18 protein-coding genes are annotated in these 12951 nt (G+C 62.6%); 7 read left to right on the top strand and 11 right to left on the bottom strand.

Annotated elements, in window-relative coordinates:
- The first annotated feature begins 10 nt into the window (after positions 1 to 10).
- The gene (urtE, locus tag ACJ8KE_RS11025; RefSeq protein WP_117287008.1) at positions 11 to 709 is read left to right on the top strand and encodes an urea ABC transporter ATP-binding subunit UrtE; all 699 of its coding nucleotides are present in this window, start codon (positions 11 to 13) and stop codon (positions 707 to 709) included.
- Positions 710 to 716: 7 nt separating this feature from the next.
- On the opposite strand, the gene ACJ8KE_RS11020 is transcribed toward urtE, so the two are convergent.
- Positions 717 to 1016, bottom strand: coding sequence for a type II toxin-antitoxin system RelE/ParE family toxin (locus tag ACJ8KE_RS11020; RefSeq protein WP_042783942.1), 300 nt, complete (start codon positions 1014 to 1016; stop codon positions 717 to 719).
- Positions 1001 to 1264, bottom strand: coding sequence for a type II toxin-antitoxin system ParD family antitoxin (locus tag ACJ8KE_RS11015; RefSeq protein WP_004939442.1), 264 nt, complete (start codon positions 1262 to 1264; stop codon positions 1001 to 1003). The genes ACJ8KE_RS11020 and ACJ8KE_RS11015 overlap by 16 nt, the downstream gene beginning before the upstream one ends.
- 134 nt (positions 1265 to 1398) lie before the next feature.
- Between ACJ8KE_RS11015 and ACJ8KE_RS11010 the strand changes: the two genes are divergently transcribed.
- A complete protein-coding gene (locus ACJ8KE_RS11010) occupies positions 1399 to 1911 on the top strand; it encodes a DUF2165 family protein (protein WP_033640967.1) in 513 nt (170 codons plus the stop codon).
- 22 nt (positions 1912 to 1933) lie between these two features.
- On the opposite strand, the gene ACJ8KE_RS11005 is transcribed toward ACJ8KE_RS11010, so the two are convergent.
- The 5 genes from ACJ8KE_RS11005 to ACJ8KE_RS10985 all read right to left on the bottom strand — a co-directional run bounded on the left by ACJ8KE_RS11005 (position 1934) and on the right by ACJ8KE_RS10985 (position 4988).
- Entirely contained in the window at positions 1934 to 2446 is a 513-nt protein-coding gene (locus ACJ8KE_RS11005) for a GNAT family N-acetyltransferase (RefSeq protein WP_016928578.1), read from the bottom strand.
- A 24-nt stretch (positions 2447 to 2470) separates the two neighbouring features.
- Positions 2471 to 2776: a type II toxin-antitoxin system RelE/ParE family toxin gene (locus ACJ8KE_RS11000; protein WP_028127915.1), complete on the bottom strand. Its 306-nt coding sequence runs from the start codon at positions 2774 to 2776 to the stop codon at positions 2471 to 2473.
- A gap of 1 nt (position 2777) precedes the next feature.
- Complete coding sequence (locus ACJ8KE_RS10995; protein WP_016928576.1) at positions 2778 to 3038, bottom strand: type II toxin-antitoxin system Phd/YefM family antitoxin; 261 nt, start codon at positions 3036 to 3038, stop codon at positions 2778 to 2780.
- A 68-nt stretch (positions 3039 to 3106) separates the two neighbouring features.
- Positions 3107 to 4342 (bottom strand): FAD-dependent oxidoreductase, encoded by a 1236-nt coding sequence (locus tag ACJ8KE_RS10990; protein WP_442517241.1) that lies wholly within the window; start codon positions 4340 to 4342, stop codon positions 3107 to 3109.
- 76 nt (positions 4343 to 4418) lie between these two features.
- Positions 4419 to 4988 carry a DUF4865 family protein gene (locus ACJ8KE_RS10985; RefSeq protein ID WP_016928574.1) on the bottom strand — a complete coding sequence of 190 codons (570 nt, stop codon included), beginning with the start codon at positions 4986 to 4988 and terminating at the stop codon, positions 4419 to 4421.
- Positions 4989 to 5093: 105 nt separating this feature from the next.
- Between ACJ8KE_RS10985 and ACJ8KE_RS10980 the strand changes: the two genes are divergently transcribed.
- Entirely contained in the window at positions 5094 to 5963 is an 870-nt protein-coding gene (locus ACJ8KE_RS10980) for a LysR substrate-binding domain-containing protein (RefSeq protein ID WP_016928573.1), read from the top strand.
- Here the strand turns inward: ACJ8KE_RS10980 and sseA are convergent.
- Positions 5960 to 6805 (bottom strand): 3-mercaptopyruvate sulfurtransferase, encoded by an 846-nt coding sequence (gene sseA / locus ACJ8KE_RS10975; protein WP_016928572.1) that lies wholly within the window; start codon positions 6803 to 6805, stop codon positions 5960 to 5962. The two genes, ACJ8KE_RS10980 and sseA, sit on opposite strands and share 4 nt — an antisense overlap.
- Before the next feature lie 106 nt (positions 6806 to 6911).
- Here sseA and ACJ8KE_RS10970 point away from each other — a divergent pair, with 106 nt between their 5' ends.
- Entirely contained in the window at positions 6912 to 7334 is a 423-nt protein-coding gene (locus ACJ8KE_RS10970) for an NUDIX hydrolase (protein ID WP_028127917.1), read from the top strand.
- Positions 7335 to 7344: 10 nt separating this feature from the next.
- On the opposite strand, the gene ACJ8KE_RS10965 is transcribed toward ACJ8KE_RS10970, so the two are convergent.
- The 3 genes from ACJ8KE_RS10965 to ACJ8KE_RS10955 form a co-directional block, all read right to left on the bottom strand.
- A complete protein-coding gene (locus tag ACJ8KE_RS10965; protein WP_016928570.1) occupies positions 7345 to 8010 on the bottom strand; it encodes an epimerase in 666 nt (221 codons plus the stop codon).
- A complete protein-coding gene (locus tag ACJ8KE_RS10960; protein WP_016928569.1) occupies positions 8007 to 9032 on the bottom strand; it encodes an AraC family transcriptional regulator in 1026 nt (341 codons plus the stop codon). Before ACJ8KE_RS10960 ends, ACJ8KE_RS10965 begins: the two co-directional genes overlap by 4 nt.
- An 81-nt stretch (positions 9033 to 9113) precedes the next feature.
- Positions 9114 to 10550 carry an aminotransferase-like domain-containing protein gene (locus tag ACJ8KE_RS10955; protein ID WP_318669893.1) on the bottom strand — a complete coding sequence of 479 codons (1437 nt, stop codon included), beginning with the start codon at positions 10548 to 10550 and terminating at the stop codon, positions 9114 to 9116.
- Between the two features lie 180 nt (positions 10551 to 10730).
- On the opposite strand from ACJ8KE_RS10955, the gene ACJ8KE_RS10950 reads away from it, so the two are divergent.
- The 3 genes from ACJ8KE_RS10950 to ACJ8KE_RS10940 all read left to right on the top strand — a co-directional run bounded on the left by ACJ8KE_RS10950 (position 10731) and on the right by ACJ8KE_RS10940 (position 12911).
- Positions 10731 to 10913 carry a DUF1127 domain-containing protein gene (locus tag ACJ8KE_RS10950; RefSeq protein ID WP_016928567.1) on the top strand — a complete coding sequence of 61 codons (183 nt, stop codon included), beginning with the start codon at positions 10731 to 10733 and terminating at the stop codon, positions 10911 to 10913.
- A gap of 15 nt (positions 10914 to 10928) precedes the next feature.
- Positions 10929 to 11552 (top strand): glutathione S-transferase family protein, encoded by a 624-nt coding sequence (locus tag ACJ8KE_RS10945; protein WP_016928566.1) that lies wholly within the window; start codon positions 10929 to 10931, stop codon positions 11550 to 11552.
- A gap of 228 nt (positions 11553 to 11780) precedes the next feature.
- The gene (locus ACJ8KE_RS10940) at positions 11781 to 12911 is read left to right on the top strand and encodes a Gfo/Idh/MocA family protein (RefSeq protein WP_033640958.1); all 1131 of its coding nucleotides are present in this window, start codon (positions 11781 to 11783) and stop codon (positions 12909 to 12911) included.
- Positions 12912 to 12951 lie beyond the last annotated feature (40 nt).

The following is a 12951-nucleotide window of genomic DNA, read 5'->3' as shown; positions in this document are numbered from 1 at the left end:
AGGCGTAATCATGCTGCAGGTAGAGGAATTGAATCAATATTACGGCGGCAGCCACATTCTGCGCGGCCTGTCGTTCGAGGCGCGCATCGGCGAGGTGACCTGCCTGCTGGGGCGCAACGGCGTGGGCAAGACCACGCTGCTGAAATGCCTGATGGGGTTGGTCCCGGCGCGCAGCGGCAGCGTCCGTTGGCGGGGCGAAGCCATCACCGGTAAAAAGCCGTATCAGCGGGTGCAGGCGGGCATCGCCTATGTGCCGCAGGGGCGGGAAATTTTCCCGCGCCTGACGGTGGAGGAAAATCTGCTGATGGGGCTGGCGCGTTTTTCCGGCGCCGACGCGCGCGCGGTGCCGGATCCGATCTATGAACTGTTTCCGGTGCTGCGGCAAATGAAGGATCGGCGCGGCGGCGATCTCTCTGGCGGGCAGCAACAGCAGCTGGCGATCGGCCGGGCGCTGGCCTGCCGGCCGCAGCTGTTGATCCTCGACGAACCGACGGAAGGGATCCAGCCTTCGGTGATCAAGGAGATCGGCGCGGTGATCAAACAGCTGGCGGCGCGGGGCGATATGGCGATCCTGCTGGTGGAGCAGTTCTATGACTTCGCCGCCGATCTGGCGGACAGCTATCTGGTGATGTCGCGCGGCAGCATCGTGCAGCGCGGCGCCGGCAGCAATATGGAACAGGACGGCGTCCGCGGGCTGGTGGCGATTTAACGTTGGGTCAGCTGAAAAAGGATTGGCTGAGCGGATCGCGGGAATGATGCAGCACTCTGATGATATTCACCTCCCGCCTGTGCTGTCGAAAATAAATCAGGTGGTTGGCGACGGGCAATACCCATAGGCCGGGGCCGATTGCATCGATGTTTTTGCCGAGTTGGTGGTGGCTAAGGTTATCGAAAGCCTGATGCAGGCGGCGCAGATAATCTTCGGCCACCTGCAAGCCAAAGTGCGCCAACCCGTAAAAATAGATCTCTTCCATATCGTCCAACGCTTTTGGACGAACGGTTACTCTCCTGCGCATCCTTTTGCTTTGCTCCGTATTCTTTCCATGAACACATCACGATCCCATTCGACGGCTTCGCCGCTGTTCTCTCCTTCGGCGATCAAGCGCCTAAGCTCTTCCAGTTTTGAGGCGGCGGTACGTTCGCGCAAAGTGCGCACGGATTCGCGGATGACTTCGCTGGGCGTTCGGTAATCGCCGCTGGCCACCAGGTCTTCGACGAAGCTACGCAGTTCGTCACCCAGATCTACCGTTAGTGTTCTGCCCATTGTTCCTCCTCACTTTCGGCTATGCTGCGTCATTGTAAGATTAGTTCTTACATTGTGCACGTCAAACTATCAGGATCTCAATAGCGGTCCCGTCATGAGGACGGGAGCCACCCGTTTATTCATTAAGGATAACCATGAACGAAATCACTGTGTCACGCCTCGGTTGCATCGTCCTGTCTCTGTTTCCGGCCCTGTGGGGGCTGTTTAGCCTGTTGAACAATACGGCGGATTTCGCCGGCACCGCGCGCAATGCGGTGGGGCCGCTGCTCGCCATGCAGGATACTTATCAAACGCCGGGGCTGATGTGGCGCGCGATCCGCGCCGACTGGGCCTGCATGTTGGGGTTGGCGGTCATCACCACGCTGGAAACGCTGGCCGGCCTATTCGCGGCCGCGGGCGTGGCGCTGATGATCGGGCGATTGAAAGGCCCTTATGCCGCCTTCGCCAAGGGCAAAGCCTGGGCGATGCTGGGGGCGCTTTGCGCAATTGCGGTGTGGGGCGTCGGTTTTATGGTGGTCGCCGGCGACTGGTTCATGGCCTGGCAGGCCAAGAAGGATCCGCTGGCGGTGCAGCTGGGGGCGCTGATCTACCTGGCGCCCAATGCGTTTGCCTTGCTGTTCCTGATGCTGCAGCGGGAGCCGCGCTAAACGACGGCGGAGCGGGGCGCGGTTACAGCGCCTTGCTCATATACCAGATGCCTATCGAGCCCTGGGCGCTGGTGTAGCAGGTCTCGCCACAAATGCTCAATCCCTGACGCTGATAAAAACGTTGGGCGCGGGTGTTGCGTTGCAGCACTTCCAGCCACAGCGTTTTTTGCCGGCGCTCGATGGCCCGCAGCTGCACCTGTTCGTACAGGCGCTGGCCATAGCCGTTGCCGGCATGGCCCGGCAGAAAATAGATTTTCTGCAGCTCTGCGCCGCGGGTTTGCGTTGGCGCCAGCAGGCTGTCGACGTTGAGCCGCGCATAGCCGACGAGGGCGTCATTCTCATAGGCCAACAGCCAGCACACGTCGGGATCGCGCAGCGTCCGTTCCAGTGCGGAGACGGAAAAATCCTCCGCCAGAAAGGCTTCCAGCTCGTGCGGGTAGCGCCACAGCTCACCGAAGTGGGCGCGATAGGTGCGGATGCCGATATCGCGCACCAGGGTTAAATCTTCCAGCAATGCCTGACGAACGGTGAACATCAGTGCCCCTTTGAGTAAGAAAAATTACAGCCGTTGTTCCAGATGCCGGTGAGGCACCATCGCCTGATGCAGAATGGCGAGAACGGTGATGCCGGCAGGGCGGTTGCGGTAGTAGATCCTATGGCTGGCGTAAGGAAAACTGCGTATCTCTTCGCCCAGATCGTGGAAGTGAGCTTTACCCGCTTCCGGCATATCTGCCAAATGATGCATGACCTCTCTCAACTGCTCAAGATAGCGGCGAGATTGCGCTTGGCCCCAGTGCTCGATGGTGAAATGACGAATAGCCAGCAGATCTTGTTGGGCCTGCGGGGTGAGGCGAAACGCGGGCATCTCAGTCTGTTTCATCGGTGAGCAGACGGTTGAAGAAGGCATCGCCGTCTACCGCCTTACCGGCGTCTTCCTCGGCGGTAGCCTGCGCGATTTTTTGCTGCAGTGCGCTTAATTTGAGATCTTCCAGCGCCTGGTAATCTTCTACAGACATGACGACGGCGACCGGTTTGCCGTTGCGATTGATTTGCACCGGTTCACGCTGCGCCTTGAGCAGCAAATCGCCGAATTGGGTTTTGGCCTCGTTCGCGGTGAGTGCGTACATTTAATCGCTCCAGTTAATTAAATCGTTCGATTTAACCATTATACGGCGCGATGAAAAAATCACCAATGCTATTCCGGCGGGCAGGTTTCGTTGGACAGATGCTGCGGCGTTTCACGGCGAAAACCGAGGCCGATGATGCGGCCGAACAGGCGCGGCAGCCAGCGGCTGTTGCCGACGCGGGCGATCAGGCGCGAGCCGCCCGCCGCGCGGCGTTCGCCCGGTTTGCGCTGGCTCATTTTGATCTGCAGAAACTGGATGGCCCGGGTGGGAAATTCGCGCCGGCGCTGCACGCTCAGCAGATGCTTCAGCTGCAGCCGATGCTGGCGCAGCGGCGGGATCAGAGCGTTGGCGGCGGCCACCGCGTCCTGAATCGCCAGGTTGACGCCCACGCCGCCGATCGGCGACATGGCGTGCGCGGCGTCGCCGATGCACAGCACCCCCGGTTTGGCCCAGCGATCCAGACGATCGATGCGAATGCTCAGCAGTTTTACCTGATCCCACTCGACGATCTCCTGCAGGCGATCGTCCTGGAACGGCGCCACCTCGGCGAGGTGCAGCAAAAATTTCTCCAGCCCGCTGCGGCGGATCGCGTCGAAGCTGCCTTTGTCGATCGAATAGCCGCACTGCCAGTAGTCGCCGCGATCGATCATGATGAAGTTCTGTTTCGGCCCGGTGTGGCCCATCGACCAGGCCGGATCGCCCGGCTGCTTGCTGAGCTTCATCCACACTACGTCGCGCGGCGCGCCGAAGGATCGGCTGCTGAGCGCCGCCTGTTCGCGCACCACCGAGTTGCGGCCGTCGGTGCCGATCACCAACTGGCTGCGCACGCGGATCGGGCCTTCCGGCGTGTCGGCCAGCACGCCGCACACCTGGCCGCGGTCGTACAGCAGTTGGTGAACCTGCGTCGAGGTCAGCAGCCTGAAGTTGGGGAAGGCGGCGGCCTGCTGGGCCAAAAAGTTGAGGAACTCCCACTGCGGCATAAAGGCGATAAATTTGCAGCGCGTCGGCAGGCGGGTGAAATCCGCCAGCTTGATGTCGCGCCCGGCGACTTCGGCGTGCAGGGACTCCGCACGCTGGTGCGGCAACGTCAGCAGTTCGTCGAGCAGGCCCAGCTGGTGCATGACTTCCAGCGTCGACGGGTGAATGGTGTCACCGCGAAAATCGCGCAGGAAGTCGGCGTGCTTCTCCAGCACCGTCACATCGATCCCCGCCCGCGCCAGCAGATAGCCGAGCATCAGCCCGGCGGGGCCGCCTCCCACGATGCAGCAGGTGGTGGCGTAAGGTGTGATTGGTGATGACGACATGACGGTTGACCCCGGATAGCGGCCCGCATCCCGCGAGCCGCAAATGAATATGCAATTTTGATAATGATTATCAATATCAAGTTTGGCTGTCAACCCGCGGCGCAGTGTGGTCAAAGGGCGCGGACAGATGGCCGACGCGGAACAGTTGACCGTTTTGCGGCCGCGCCTGCGGCGGTTCACGCCAGACATCCAGCCGCACTAACCGCCACTCGGCGGGATCGAACGCCACGATGGAGGCCAGCGCGCCGGGCGCCGCCTGCTGTTGCCGACGCAGCGCAGGCAGATCGCTGTAGGGGGCGATGGCCCTTTCCTGACAGGTCGCCCAGGCGGCCTCGGCCAGATGAGGACGATCGAAATGCGCCAGCCACGGCAGCCAGTGATTGACGCGCGGCCAGCCGAACGCCTGGCTGAGGCCCCTGAAACCCTCGCCGATCAGAAAGTCGCTCATGCCGGCGCCGCTGTTCCACAGGTAGAAGGGAGCGTAGAGATTCTCGGCGCTGCCTTCGCTGCGCTGCGCGTACAGATAGGCTTTGACGATCAGCTGCGGGCAGGCGTCGAGCCGGTGGCCGACATCGGCGATGCGGCGGCGGACGATCGCCATGTCGTAATCGGCGGGCAGGGTGAAACGGTATTGCATCGCGAGCATAAGGATTCTCCTGAAAGACATTGACCGGGAGAGCGTGACACGCCATCTTTATTAGTAAAATCGGTATTATTTTGATTGATAGTTCAGAAAATCAGGATGGTCAGCATGGGGCGAATCACGTTCGATCTCGAGGATTTACGCAGCTTCGTCACCGGCGTCGAGCTGGGCAGCTTCGCGAAGGCGGCTGAACGGCTGGGGCGTTCGACGTCGGCGGTCAGCGCCCACCTGAAAAAGCTGGAGCAGCAGGTCGGCGCGCCGATCCTGCGCAAGGCCGGACGCGGCATGGTGATGACCGAGGCGGGGGAGACCCTGCTCGGTTACGCGCGCCGCCTGCTGGAGCTCAATGACGAAGCCGCCGCCGCGGTGCGCGGGTTGGATCTGCAGGGCACGGTGCGGCTGGGGCTGCAGGAGGATTTCGGCGAGACGTTTCTGCCGCAGGTGTTGGGCAGCTTCGCGCGCGCCAATCCAAAGGTGAGGATCGAGGCGCGCATCGCGCGTAATGCCGAGCTGATCGACTGGGTGCTGAAAGGCCAGCTGGATCTGTCGCTGGCGTGGGATGGCGGTCTGAGCACGCCGTTTCATCAGGCGCTGGGACAGCGGCAGCTGCACTGGATCGCGTCGCCCGGCTTCGCGCTGGCGCCGTGGCGAGAAGGGGACGAACCCTTGCCGTTGGTGATGTTCGACGCGCCCTGCCTGATGCGCAGCGCGGCGACGCAGGCGCTGGATCGCGCCGGCATTCCCTGGCGCATCGCCTTTAGCAGCCGCAGCCTGAACGGCGTGTGGGCGGCGGTGAGCGCCGGGTTGGGCGTTACGGTACGCACGGCGGCGGGCTTACCGCCCGGCCTGTCGCCGCTGGCCCCCGATCTGCTGCCCGCTCTCGGCCAGCTCGGCGTGGTGCTGCACCGCGCCGAGGATCAGCCTTCGGCCGCCGTGCAGCGGCTGGCGCAGATCGTGGTCGAGCGGATCGAAACCTAATCTTGGGCGATCGGCTGCTTGCCGCTCAGCTGGCCCCATTCGCTCCAGGCGCCGTCATACAACTTGACCTGCGGCGCGCCGAGCGACAGCAGGCCAAACGCCAGCACCGCCGCCGTCACGCCGGAGCCGCAGCTGGTGATGATCGGGCCGTTGATGTCCACCCCCTTGTCGCTGAAGGTTTGGCGCAGCGCCTCCAGCGATTTGAAGCGGCCGTTTTCCAGCAGCTCGCCGTACGGAATGTTGATGCTGCCGGGAATGTGGCCGCGGTGCAGGCCGGGGCGCGGCTCCGGCGCTTCGGCATGGAAACGCGGCGCGGCGCGCGCGTCGAGAATTTGCACCGGTGTGCCTAACGCCTGTTCCACTTGCCGCATATCCACCACCGCGTCGGCGTTGAACCGGGCGTTAAACGTCTGCGGTTCAGGCTGCGCCGGGCCGGTTGCCAGCGCCTGGCCTTGCGCGGTCCAGCCGTTGAGCCCTTCGTCCAGTACGTAAACATGCTGGGCGCCGAAATTGCGGAAGGTCCACCAGCCGCGCGGCGCGGAGAACTGGTTACCCTCATCGTAAATCACCAGGGTATCGCGCTCGCTGATGCCCAGCTTGCCCACCGCCTCGCCAAACTCCGCCGCCGTTGGCAGCATATGCGGTAGCGTGGTGTTTTTGTCCGCCACGTCGTCGATGTCGAAATAGACCGCGCCGGGGATATGGCCGCGTTCGAACTCGGCAAGCATGTCCTTTTTCGGCGTTAGCCCCACCGGCGACATCCGGACGTCGATCACCACCAGATTTTCATCGTTGATATGTTGCGCAAGCCATTGAGGGGTCACCAGAAACGGAGAGTTCATCGTTATTGTTCGCCTGTTGTGAAAACGGATTTTCACTATACACCAGGCCGCGCGGGGATGAAGTATGATGTTCAGTCAAAGGCAATGGGCCGGGAGCGAAGAAATCATGACGGATTGGGCGTTTGGCGGGGCCAAGATCGCACTGTTGTGCGGCGATCTCTTGTTGGTTTACCAACGGGACGACAAACCGGACATTCCGTGGCCCGGCCTGTGGGATCTGCCCGGCGGCGGGCGGGAAAACGGCGAAACGCCGCTGCAGTGCGTGCAGCGGGAGACGCAGGAAGAATTCGGCGTGGCGATCGCCGAACGTCAGGTTGTCTGGCGGCGGCGCTACGACGGCATTCTGCCCGGCTATCCCCCGACCTGGTTCATGGCCGGCGAGATCGCCCCCGCGCAGATCGCCGCCATACGTTTCGGCGACGAGGGACAGCGCTGGCGGATGATGCCGGTGGATCAGTTCATTCATCATCCGCAGGGCATCGACCATCTGCGTCGCCGGGTGGCGGAGTATTGGCGGCGGGGCGGTTGATGACGGTATTTCAGCGCGTCGCCAGTTGATTGATCTGCGGCGGCTCCAGGATGCGCAAGGCCGTTTCCCGGCGCGCCACCGCCAGCATCGCCAGCCCGATTCGTTCGGTGCTGCTTACCCGGGCGGGAAACAGCCGCAATGCGCCGCGCCACAGCGGCTTGAACAGCCGATAAATCAGATCGTATGCGCGGACTTTGGAGCGAATGCCGTGCAGCGGCACAATGGCGCCGGGACGGAACATCACCGCGTGGAACGGCAGCGCCAGCAGCGCGTTTTCGGTGGCGCCTTTGACCCTGGCCCACATGCTGCGGCCGCGTTCGCTGCTGTCGGTGCCGAGGCCGGAGACGTAGACGAAGACCATCGACGGATTCAGCGTCGCCAGCGGGCGGGCGGCGGCCAGCGTCAGATCGTAAGTCACCGCGCGATATTCAGCTTCACTCAGGCCGGAGGACGAAATCCCCAGGCAGAAGAAACAGGCGTCGTAGCCGGCGAGCTGCGGCGCCAGCGCCGACAGATCACGCAGATCGGGCAGGGAGAGCTGGCGCAGTTTGGCGTGGCTTTGCGCCAGCGGGCGACGGCCGATGCTGAGCACTTCGCTGACCCGCGGATCGCGCAGGCATTCTCGCAGCGCGCCCTGACCCACCATGCCGCTGGCGCCGAAAATAATCACTTTCATGCTCTGTTCTCCCACTGGCCGGCGGCGCGCTGCGTGCGCCAGCGGCTGGGCGTCAGCGCTTCCCACTGAATAAAGGCGCGGCTGAACGAATTCAGCTCTTCGAATCCCAGCACAAAGGCGATTTCGCCCGGTTCAAGGTCGGTTTCCGCCAACAATCGGCAGGCGGTGCGGTGCCGGGTTTTGTCCAACAATTGCTGGTAGCTGTAGCCGTGCTGTTGCAAGCGGCGCTGCAGCGTGCGCGGGCTGAGATAGAGTTCAGCGGCCACGCTGTTGACGCTGGGGCGCTGGCCGCGCATGCTGCGGCCGAGGATCGCCATCACCTGCATCGGTAAGTTTTGCTCGGCGCGCACCTCGGCCAACTCGGCCTCCAGCTCCGGCAGCAGCTGCGCCAACATGTCCTGATCATAAGTGATGAGCGGCTGCCGCATCAGCGCGCGATCGAACACCAGCACGTCCTGCGGCGCATCGAATCGCACCGGGCAGCCGAAGTGGCGCAACAGCGGCGAGTGGGGATCGTGACGGCGTGTCACCTCAAGCGCCTTGGGCTGCAGCGGCAAGCCGGTGCCACGGCGGCACAGGGCGGTGATAGAAGCGAACATTGTATCGATCAATAATTCCGGCGTATGGTCTTCGATCATCGTCCAGCGCGTATGCAGCCGTATACTGTCGCCGTCTTCCTCCAGCATCAGTTCTTCCGGGCACACCAACCGTTTGTAGCGCGCGACTTTGCGCAGCGCTTCGCCCATCGTGGCGGAGTGCAGTGCGGCGACTGACGCGATATCGTAATGCTCCGGCGCGACGTCGCCGCCCAGCCGCAGACCAAAGGCGGGATCGTCGCTCAGTTGGGCGAGGGCGCGCCAGACGGCGAAGAACTGGTGGGTGGTCAGCCGCACTTTTATGCGCCGCTCGCTGAGCAGCCCGGCGGGCAAGCCGGCCAACTGACCGACCCGTTCGAGATCGACACCTAGCGCCGCGAGGCGCACAGCCAGCGCGCTGGAAACCGGAATTTGATCGCTGCTCATGGTTGTTGCCTGCCAGTGGTAAGAGAAGGCATTACTCTAAAACAGCCTGTCCATGCGCCGATAATCCGATCGCGTCAAGATTTAATCTGATTGCGCCAAACTGTCGGCCGGCATCAGCGCCTGGATGGTGGCGCCGACCCGCTGTACCGCCTGTTCGATCTCCGTCGTCAGCGTCGGCGCATAGTTGATGCGCAGGCAGTTGCGATACTTGCCGGCGGCGGAAAAAATGCTGCCGACGGCGATTTGTACGCCTTGCTGTTCAAGATGGCGGTTCAGCCGCAGGGTGTCGAACGCTTCGTCCAGTTCGATCCACAGCATAAAACCGCCGCGCGGCCGGCTGACGCGGGTGCCGGCCGGGAAGTATTTCAGGATCAGATCGGTCATGCGGTCGCGGTTCTGCTGGTAGCGGGCGCGCATGCGCCGCAGGTGCTGCAGATAGTGCCCCCTGCGGATGAATTCGGCGATCGCCAACTGCGGCTGGGTGGCGGTGGCGCCGGAGCCGATGAACTTCATGTGCAGCACCCGCTCCAGGTAGCGGCCGGGCGCGATCCAGCCCACGCGCAGCCCCGGCGCCAGCGTTTTGGAAAACGAACTGCACAGCAGCACGCGGCCGTCGTCGTCGAATGACTTGATGGTGCGCGGCCGCGGGTAGTGATAGGCGATGTCGCCGTAGACATCGTCTTCGATGATCGCCGCGTCGTGGCGCTGCGCCAGCGTCAGCAGCCGCTGTTTGTGGGCGTCGGGCATGATGTAGCCCAGCGGATTATTGCAGTTGGGCGTCAGCAGGATGGCCTTGACCGGCCACTGTTCCAGCGCCATCTCCAGCGCCGCCAGGCTGACGCCGGTGAGCGGATCGGTGGGGATTTCCAGCGCCTTGATGCCCAGACCCTTCAGCGTTTGCATGGTGCCGTGGAAGCAGGGCGAATCGACCGCCACGATGTCGCCGGGTTGGCAAACGGCGCGCAGCCCGGCGGAGATTGCTTCCTGACAGCCGGTGGTGATCAGCAACTGATCGGGGCCGATTTGGCAGCCGGAGTCCAGCAGCAGACGGGCGACCTGTTCGCGCAGCGCGGCCACGCCCTGAATGCTGTCGTAATACAGGCTGCGCAGGTCGCCGTGGCGGGCGGCGTTGCGCAGGGCGACGATCAGCGGTTTCATCGTCGGTTCGGCGATATCCGGCATGCCGCGCCCCAGCTGGATCAGGCCTTCGCGCGGCCGGCTGCGCACCAGTTCCAGCACCTGCTCCCATTGCGAAATGTCCACCGGCCGCTGCACCGGCGCCGTCATGGCGGGCAGCTCGGCCTGCGCGCGCCGCGTATGCACGAAGTAGCCCGATTTCGGCCGCGCTTCCACCAGGCGCTGTTCCTCGAGCAGCCGGTAGGCTTGCTGCACCGTGCTGATGCTGACGCCGTGCTCCTGGCTCAATGCGCGCACCGAAGGCAGGCGATGGCCGGCCGGATACAACCCTTGCTGAATGCGTTGGCTGAGAATGGCGGCCAGCGTGGCGTAGCGTGTCATACAGAGGCCTCTCATCGGGGGTAAGGATTAAAAAACCGGTACAGATACTTTCAAAATAAACCATTCAGCGGGTTTTTTGGCGCAGCTGTATGAAAAAAATAGCGCCAGCGTGAATCTGTATTGTTTTTTGCCTGGCGCGCATCATCACTACCAGGCGAAAACATCAGGGGGAATAACAAGATGGCTCTGTTTACTGGCGCGCCGCGGCGGCGCTCATTCGGCGGGTCACGCTGGCGTCTGTATCTGCAACGTTACAGGACGCGAAAAGAATTATTATTGCTGGACGATGCACGGCTGATCGATATTGGTTTGTCGCGTGCAGAAGCGCTGCGTGAAGGATGTAAACCTTTCTGGAAAGAATAGATAAGAGGAAAACCGATGCTGAGAGTCTTGGGCAAGGCTTCATCAATCAACGTGCGCAAAGTGTTATGGACCTGTCAGGAGTTGGGGCTGGCGCTGGAACGGGAAGACTGGGGCAGCGGCTTTCGCTCCACGCAGGAGCCGGCGTTTCTGGCGTTGAATCCCAACGGCCTGGTGCCGGTGCTGATCGACGGCGAGCGGGTGCTGTGGGAGTCGAATACCATTTGCCGCTATCTGGCGGGGCGGGAAGGGCGCCGCGATCTGCTGCCGCAGGAACCCGGCGCGCGCGCGGCGGTGGAGATGTGGATGGACTGGCAGGCCACCGATCTGAACGGCGCCTGGCGCTACGTGTTCATGTCGCGGGTGCGTGGGCATGCGGATTATCAGGATGCCGCCAGCCTGGCCGCCGCCGAGCGCGAATGGAACCGGCTGATGGGCCTGTTGGACGCACATTTGGCGCAGCACGGCCCTTATGCCGCCGGCGCCGCCTTCACGCTGGCGGACGTGGTGCTGGGGCTGTCGCTGAACCGCTGGCTGATGACGCCGTTCGAGCGGCCGAATTATGCGGCGCTGGCGGCCTATCAGCAGCGCCTGCTGCAACGCCCTGGCTACGTGCAGCACGGCGCCAACGGTTTACCGTGATATGAAATAAACGGTTCATTTTATCTTGTCCGGATACGTCCCTTCGTGTCCGAACTTTCCTCGTTGCATCATCCCGTCAATGTTTCATGAACGGCATCACGAATATGAACTTTATTTTCCTGTGTGCTTGTTATTGAAATTTATATTCCATATAAACCCGTTATCAACCGGCGCGTTTCATTGAGCGACGCCTGGTTCTACACAGAATTTCGGTCACGGGAGAAAATGATGAAACAGGTACGCGTTGGGTTAATCGGCACCGGTTATATCGGGCGTTGTCACGCTATCGCCTATGCGCAGGCCGCCACGGTCTTTCCTCTGAAAGGGGAACTGGTGCTGGAGATGCTGGCGGAGGTGACGCCCGAGCTGGCGGCGCAGCGCGCGGCCGAATTCGGCTTTGCGCGTTCGACCGGCGACTGGCGGCAGTTGGTGGCCGATCCGGCGATCGATGTGGTGGACATCTGCGCCCCCAACTTCTTGCACAAAGAGATGGCGCTGGCGGCGATCCGTCACGGCAAGCACGTGTATTCGGAAAAGCCGCTGGCGCTGGACGCCGCCGATGCGGCGGAGATGGTGCAGGCCGCGCGCGCCAAGGGGGTGAAAACGCTGGTCGGTTTTAACTACATGAAAAACCCCACCAGCCAACTGGCGCGCGAAATTATCGCCAACGGCGAAATCGGCGAGGTGGTGCATTTTTACGGCACCCACAATGAGGATTATCTGGCCGATCCGCGCACGCCGATCGATTGGCACTGCCGCCGCGCCAGCGCCGGGTTAGGCGCGCTGGGGGATCTGGCGGCGCACATCGTCAATATGGCGCACTACCTGGTGGGCGATATTGTGGCGGTTTCCGGCGATATGCAGACCGTGATCAAACAGCGCCCGGATCCGCAGGACCCGACGCGGCTGCACCCGGTGGAAAACGAAGATCAGGCCAGCGCGCTGCTGCGTTTCGCCGGCGGGGCGATGGGCACTATCGAAACCTCGCGCATCGCCTGCGGGCGCAAGATGGGGTTGACCTATGTGGTCACCGGCACCAAAGGCACGCTGAGCTATACCCAGGAGCGGATGGCGGAGCTGAAACTGTATCGGCACGATGAACCGGCGGAGCGGCAGGGGTTCAAGACGCTGCTGGTGGGGCCAAAGCACCCGGACTACGCGGCGTTTTGCATCAGCGCCGGGCACGGCATCGGCTTTAACGATCAGAAGACGGTGGAGATCCGCGATCTGGTCAATGGCATCGCCGCGGGCGATCGCATGTGGCCGGACTTTGAAGAGGGCTGGAAGGTGTCGTGCGTGCTGGACGCGATAGCCGCCTCCGCCGAGCAGCGGCGCTGGCTGGAGATCAACCGCGATTGAAAAGGAAATGGCGCTCTCTGCGGACAGCGCCATTAATTTA

It is taken from the genome of Serratia sp. CY56464, assembly GCF_052168435.1.
GTDB lineage: Bacteria > Pseudomonadota > Gammaproteobacteria > Enterobacterales > Enterobacteriaceae > Serratia > Serratia marcescens.
The sequence above is the reverse complement of the archived record's forward strand: the minus strand, read 5'-3'. Positions and strand labels throughout refer to the sequence as shown.

Excerpts from the sequence above, each read along its gene's own strand:
- ACJ8KE_RS11010 (WP_033640967.1), top strand. The coding sequence starts at position 1,399 with ATGAACGAAATCACTGTGTCACGCCTCGGTTGCATCGTCCTGTCTCTG.
- ACJ8KE_RS10960 (WP_016928569.1), bottom strand. The coding sequence starts at position 9,032 with ATGAGCAGCGATCAAATTCCGGTTTCCAGCGCGCTGGCTGTGCGCCTC.
- ACJ8KE_RS10995 (WP_016928576.1), bottom strand. The coding sequence starts at position 3,038 with ATGTACGCACTCACCGCGAACGAGGCCAAAACCCAATTCGGCGATTTG.
- ACJ8KE_RS10940 (WP_033640958.1), top strand. The coding sequence starts at position 11,781 with ATGAAACAGGTACGCGTTGGGTTAATCGGCACCGGTTATATCGGGCGT.
- ACJ8KE_RS10965 (WP_016928570.1), bottom strand. The coding sequence starts at position 8,010 with ATGAAAGTGATTATTTTCGGCGCCAGCGGCATGGTGGGTCAGGGCGCG.
- ACJ8KE_RS11005 (WP_016928578.1), bottom strand. The coding sequence starts at position 2,446 with ATGTTCACCGTTCGTCAGGCATTGCTGGAAGATTTAACCCTGGTGCGC.
- urtE (WP_117287008.1), top strand. The coding sequence starts at position 11 with ATGCTGCAGGTAGAGGAATTGAATCAATATTACGGCGGCAGCCACATT.
- ACJ8KE_RS10950 (WP_016928567.1), top strand. The coding sequence starts at position 10,731 with ATGGCTCTGTTTACTGGCGCGCCGCGGCGGCGCTCATTCGGCGGGTCA.
- ACJ8KE_RS11020 (WP_042783942.1), bottom strand. The coding sequence starts at position 1,016 with ATGCGCAGGAGAGTAACCGTTCGTCCAAAAGCGTTGGACGATATGGAA.
- ACJ8KE_RS10980 (WP_016928573.1), top strand. The coding sequence starts at position 5,094 with ATGGGGCGAATCACGTTCGATCTCGAGGATTTACGCAGCTTCGTCACC.
- sseA (WP_016928572.1), bottom strand. The coding sequence starts at position 6,805 with ATGAACTCTCCGTTTCTGGTGACCCCTCAATGGCTTGCGCAACATATC.
- ACJ8KE_RS10990 (WP_442517241.1), bottom strand. The coding sequence starts at position 4,342 with ATGTCGTCATCACCAATCACACCTTACGCCACCACCTGCTGCATCGTG.
- ACJ8KE_RS11000 (WP_028127915.1), bottom strand. The coding sequence starts at position 2,776 with ATGCCCGCGTTTCGCCTCACCCCGCAGGCCCAACAAGATCTGCTGGCT.
- ACJ8KE_RS10985 (WP_016928574.1), bottom strand. The coding sequence starts at position 4,988 with ATGCTCGCGATGCAATACCGTTTCACCCTGCCCGCCGATTACGACATG.
- ACJ8KE_RS10955 (WP_318669893.1), bottom strand. The coding sequence starts at position 10,550 with ATGACACGCTACGCCACGCTGGCCGCCATTCTCAGCCAACGCATTCAG.
- ACJ8KE_RS11015 (WP_004939442.1), bottom strand. The coding sequence starts at position 1,264 with ATGGGCAGAACACTAACGGTAGATCTGGGTGACGAACTGCGTAGCTTC.
- ACJ8KE_RS10970 (WP_028127917.1), top strand. The coding sequence starts at position 6,912 with ATGACGGATTGGGCGTTTGGCGGGGCCAAGATCGCACTGTTGTGCGGC.
- ACJ8KE_RS10945 (WP_016928566.1), top strand. The coding sequence starts at position 10,929 with ATGCTGAGAGTCTTGGGCAAGGCTTCATCAATCAACGTGCGCAAAGTG.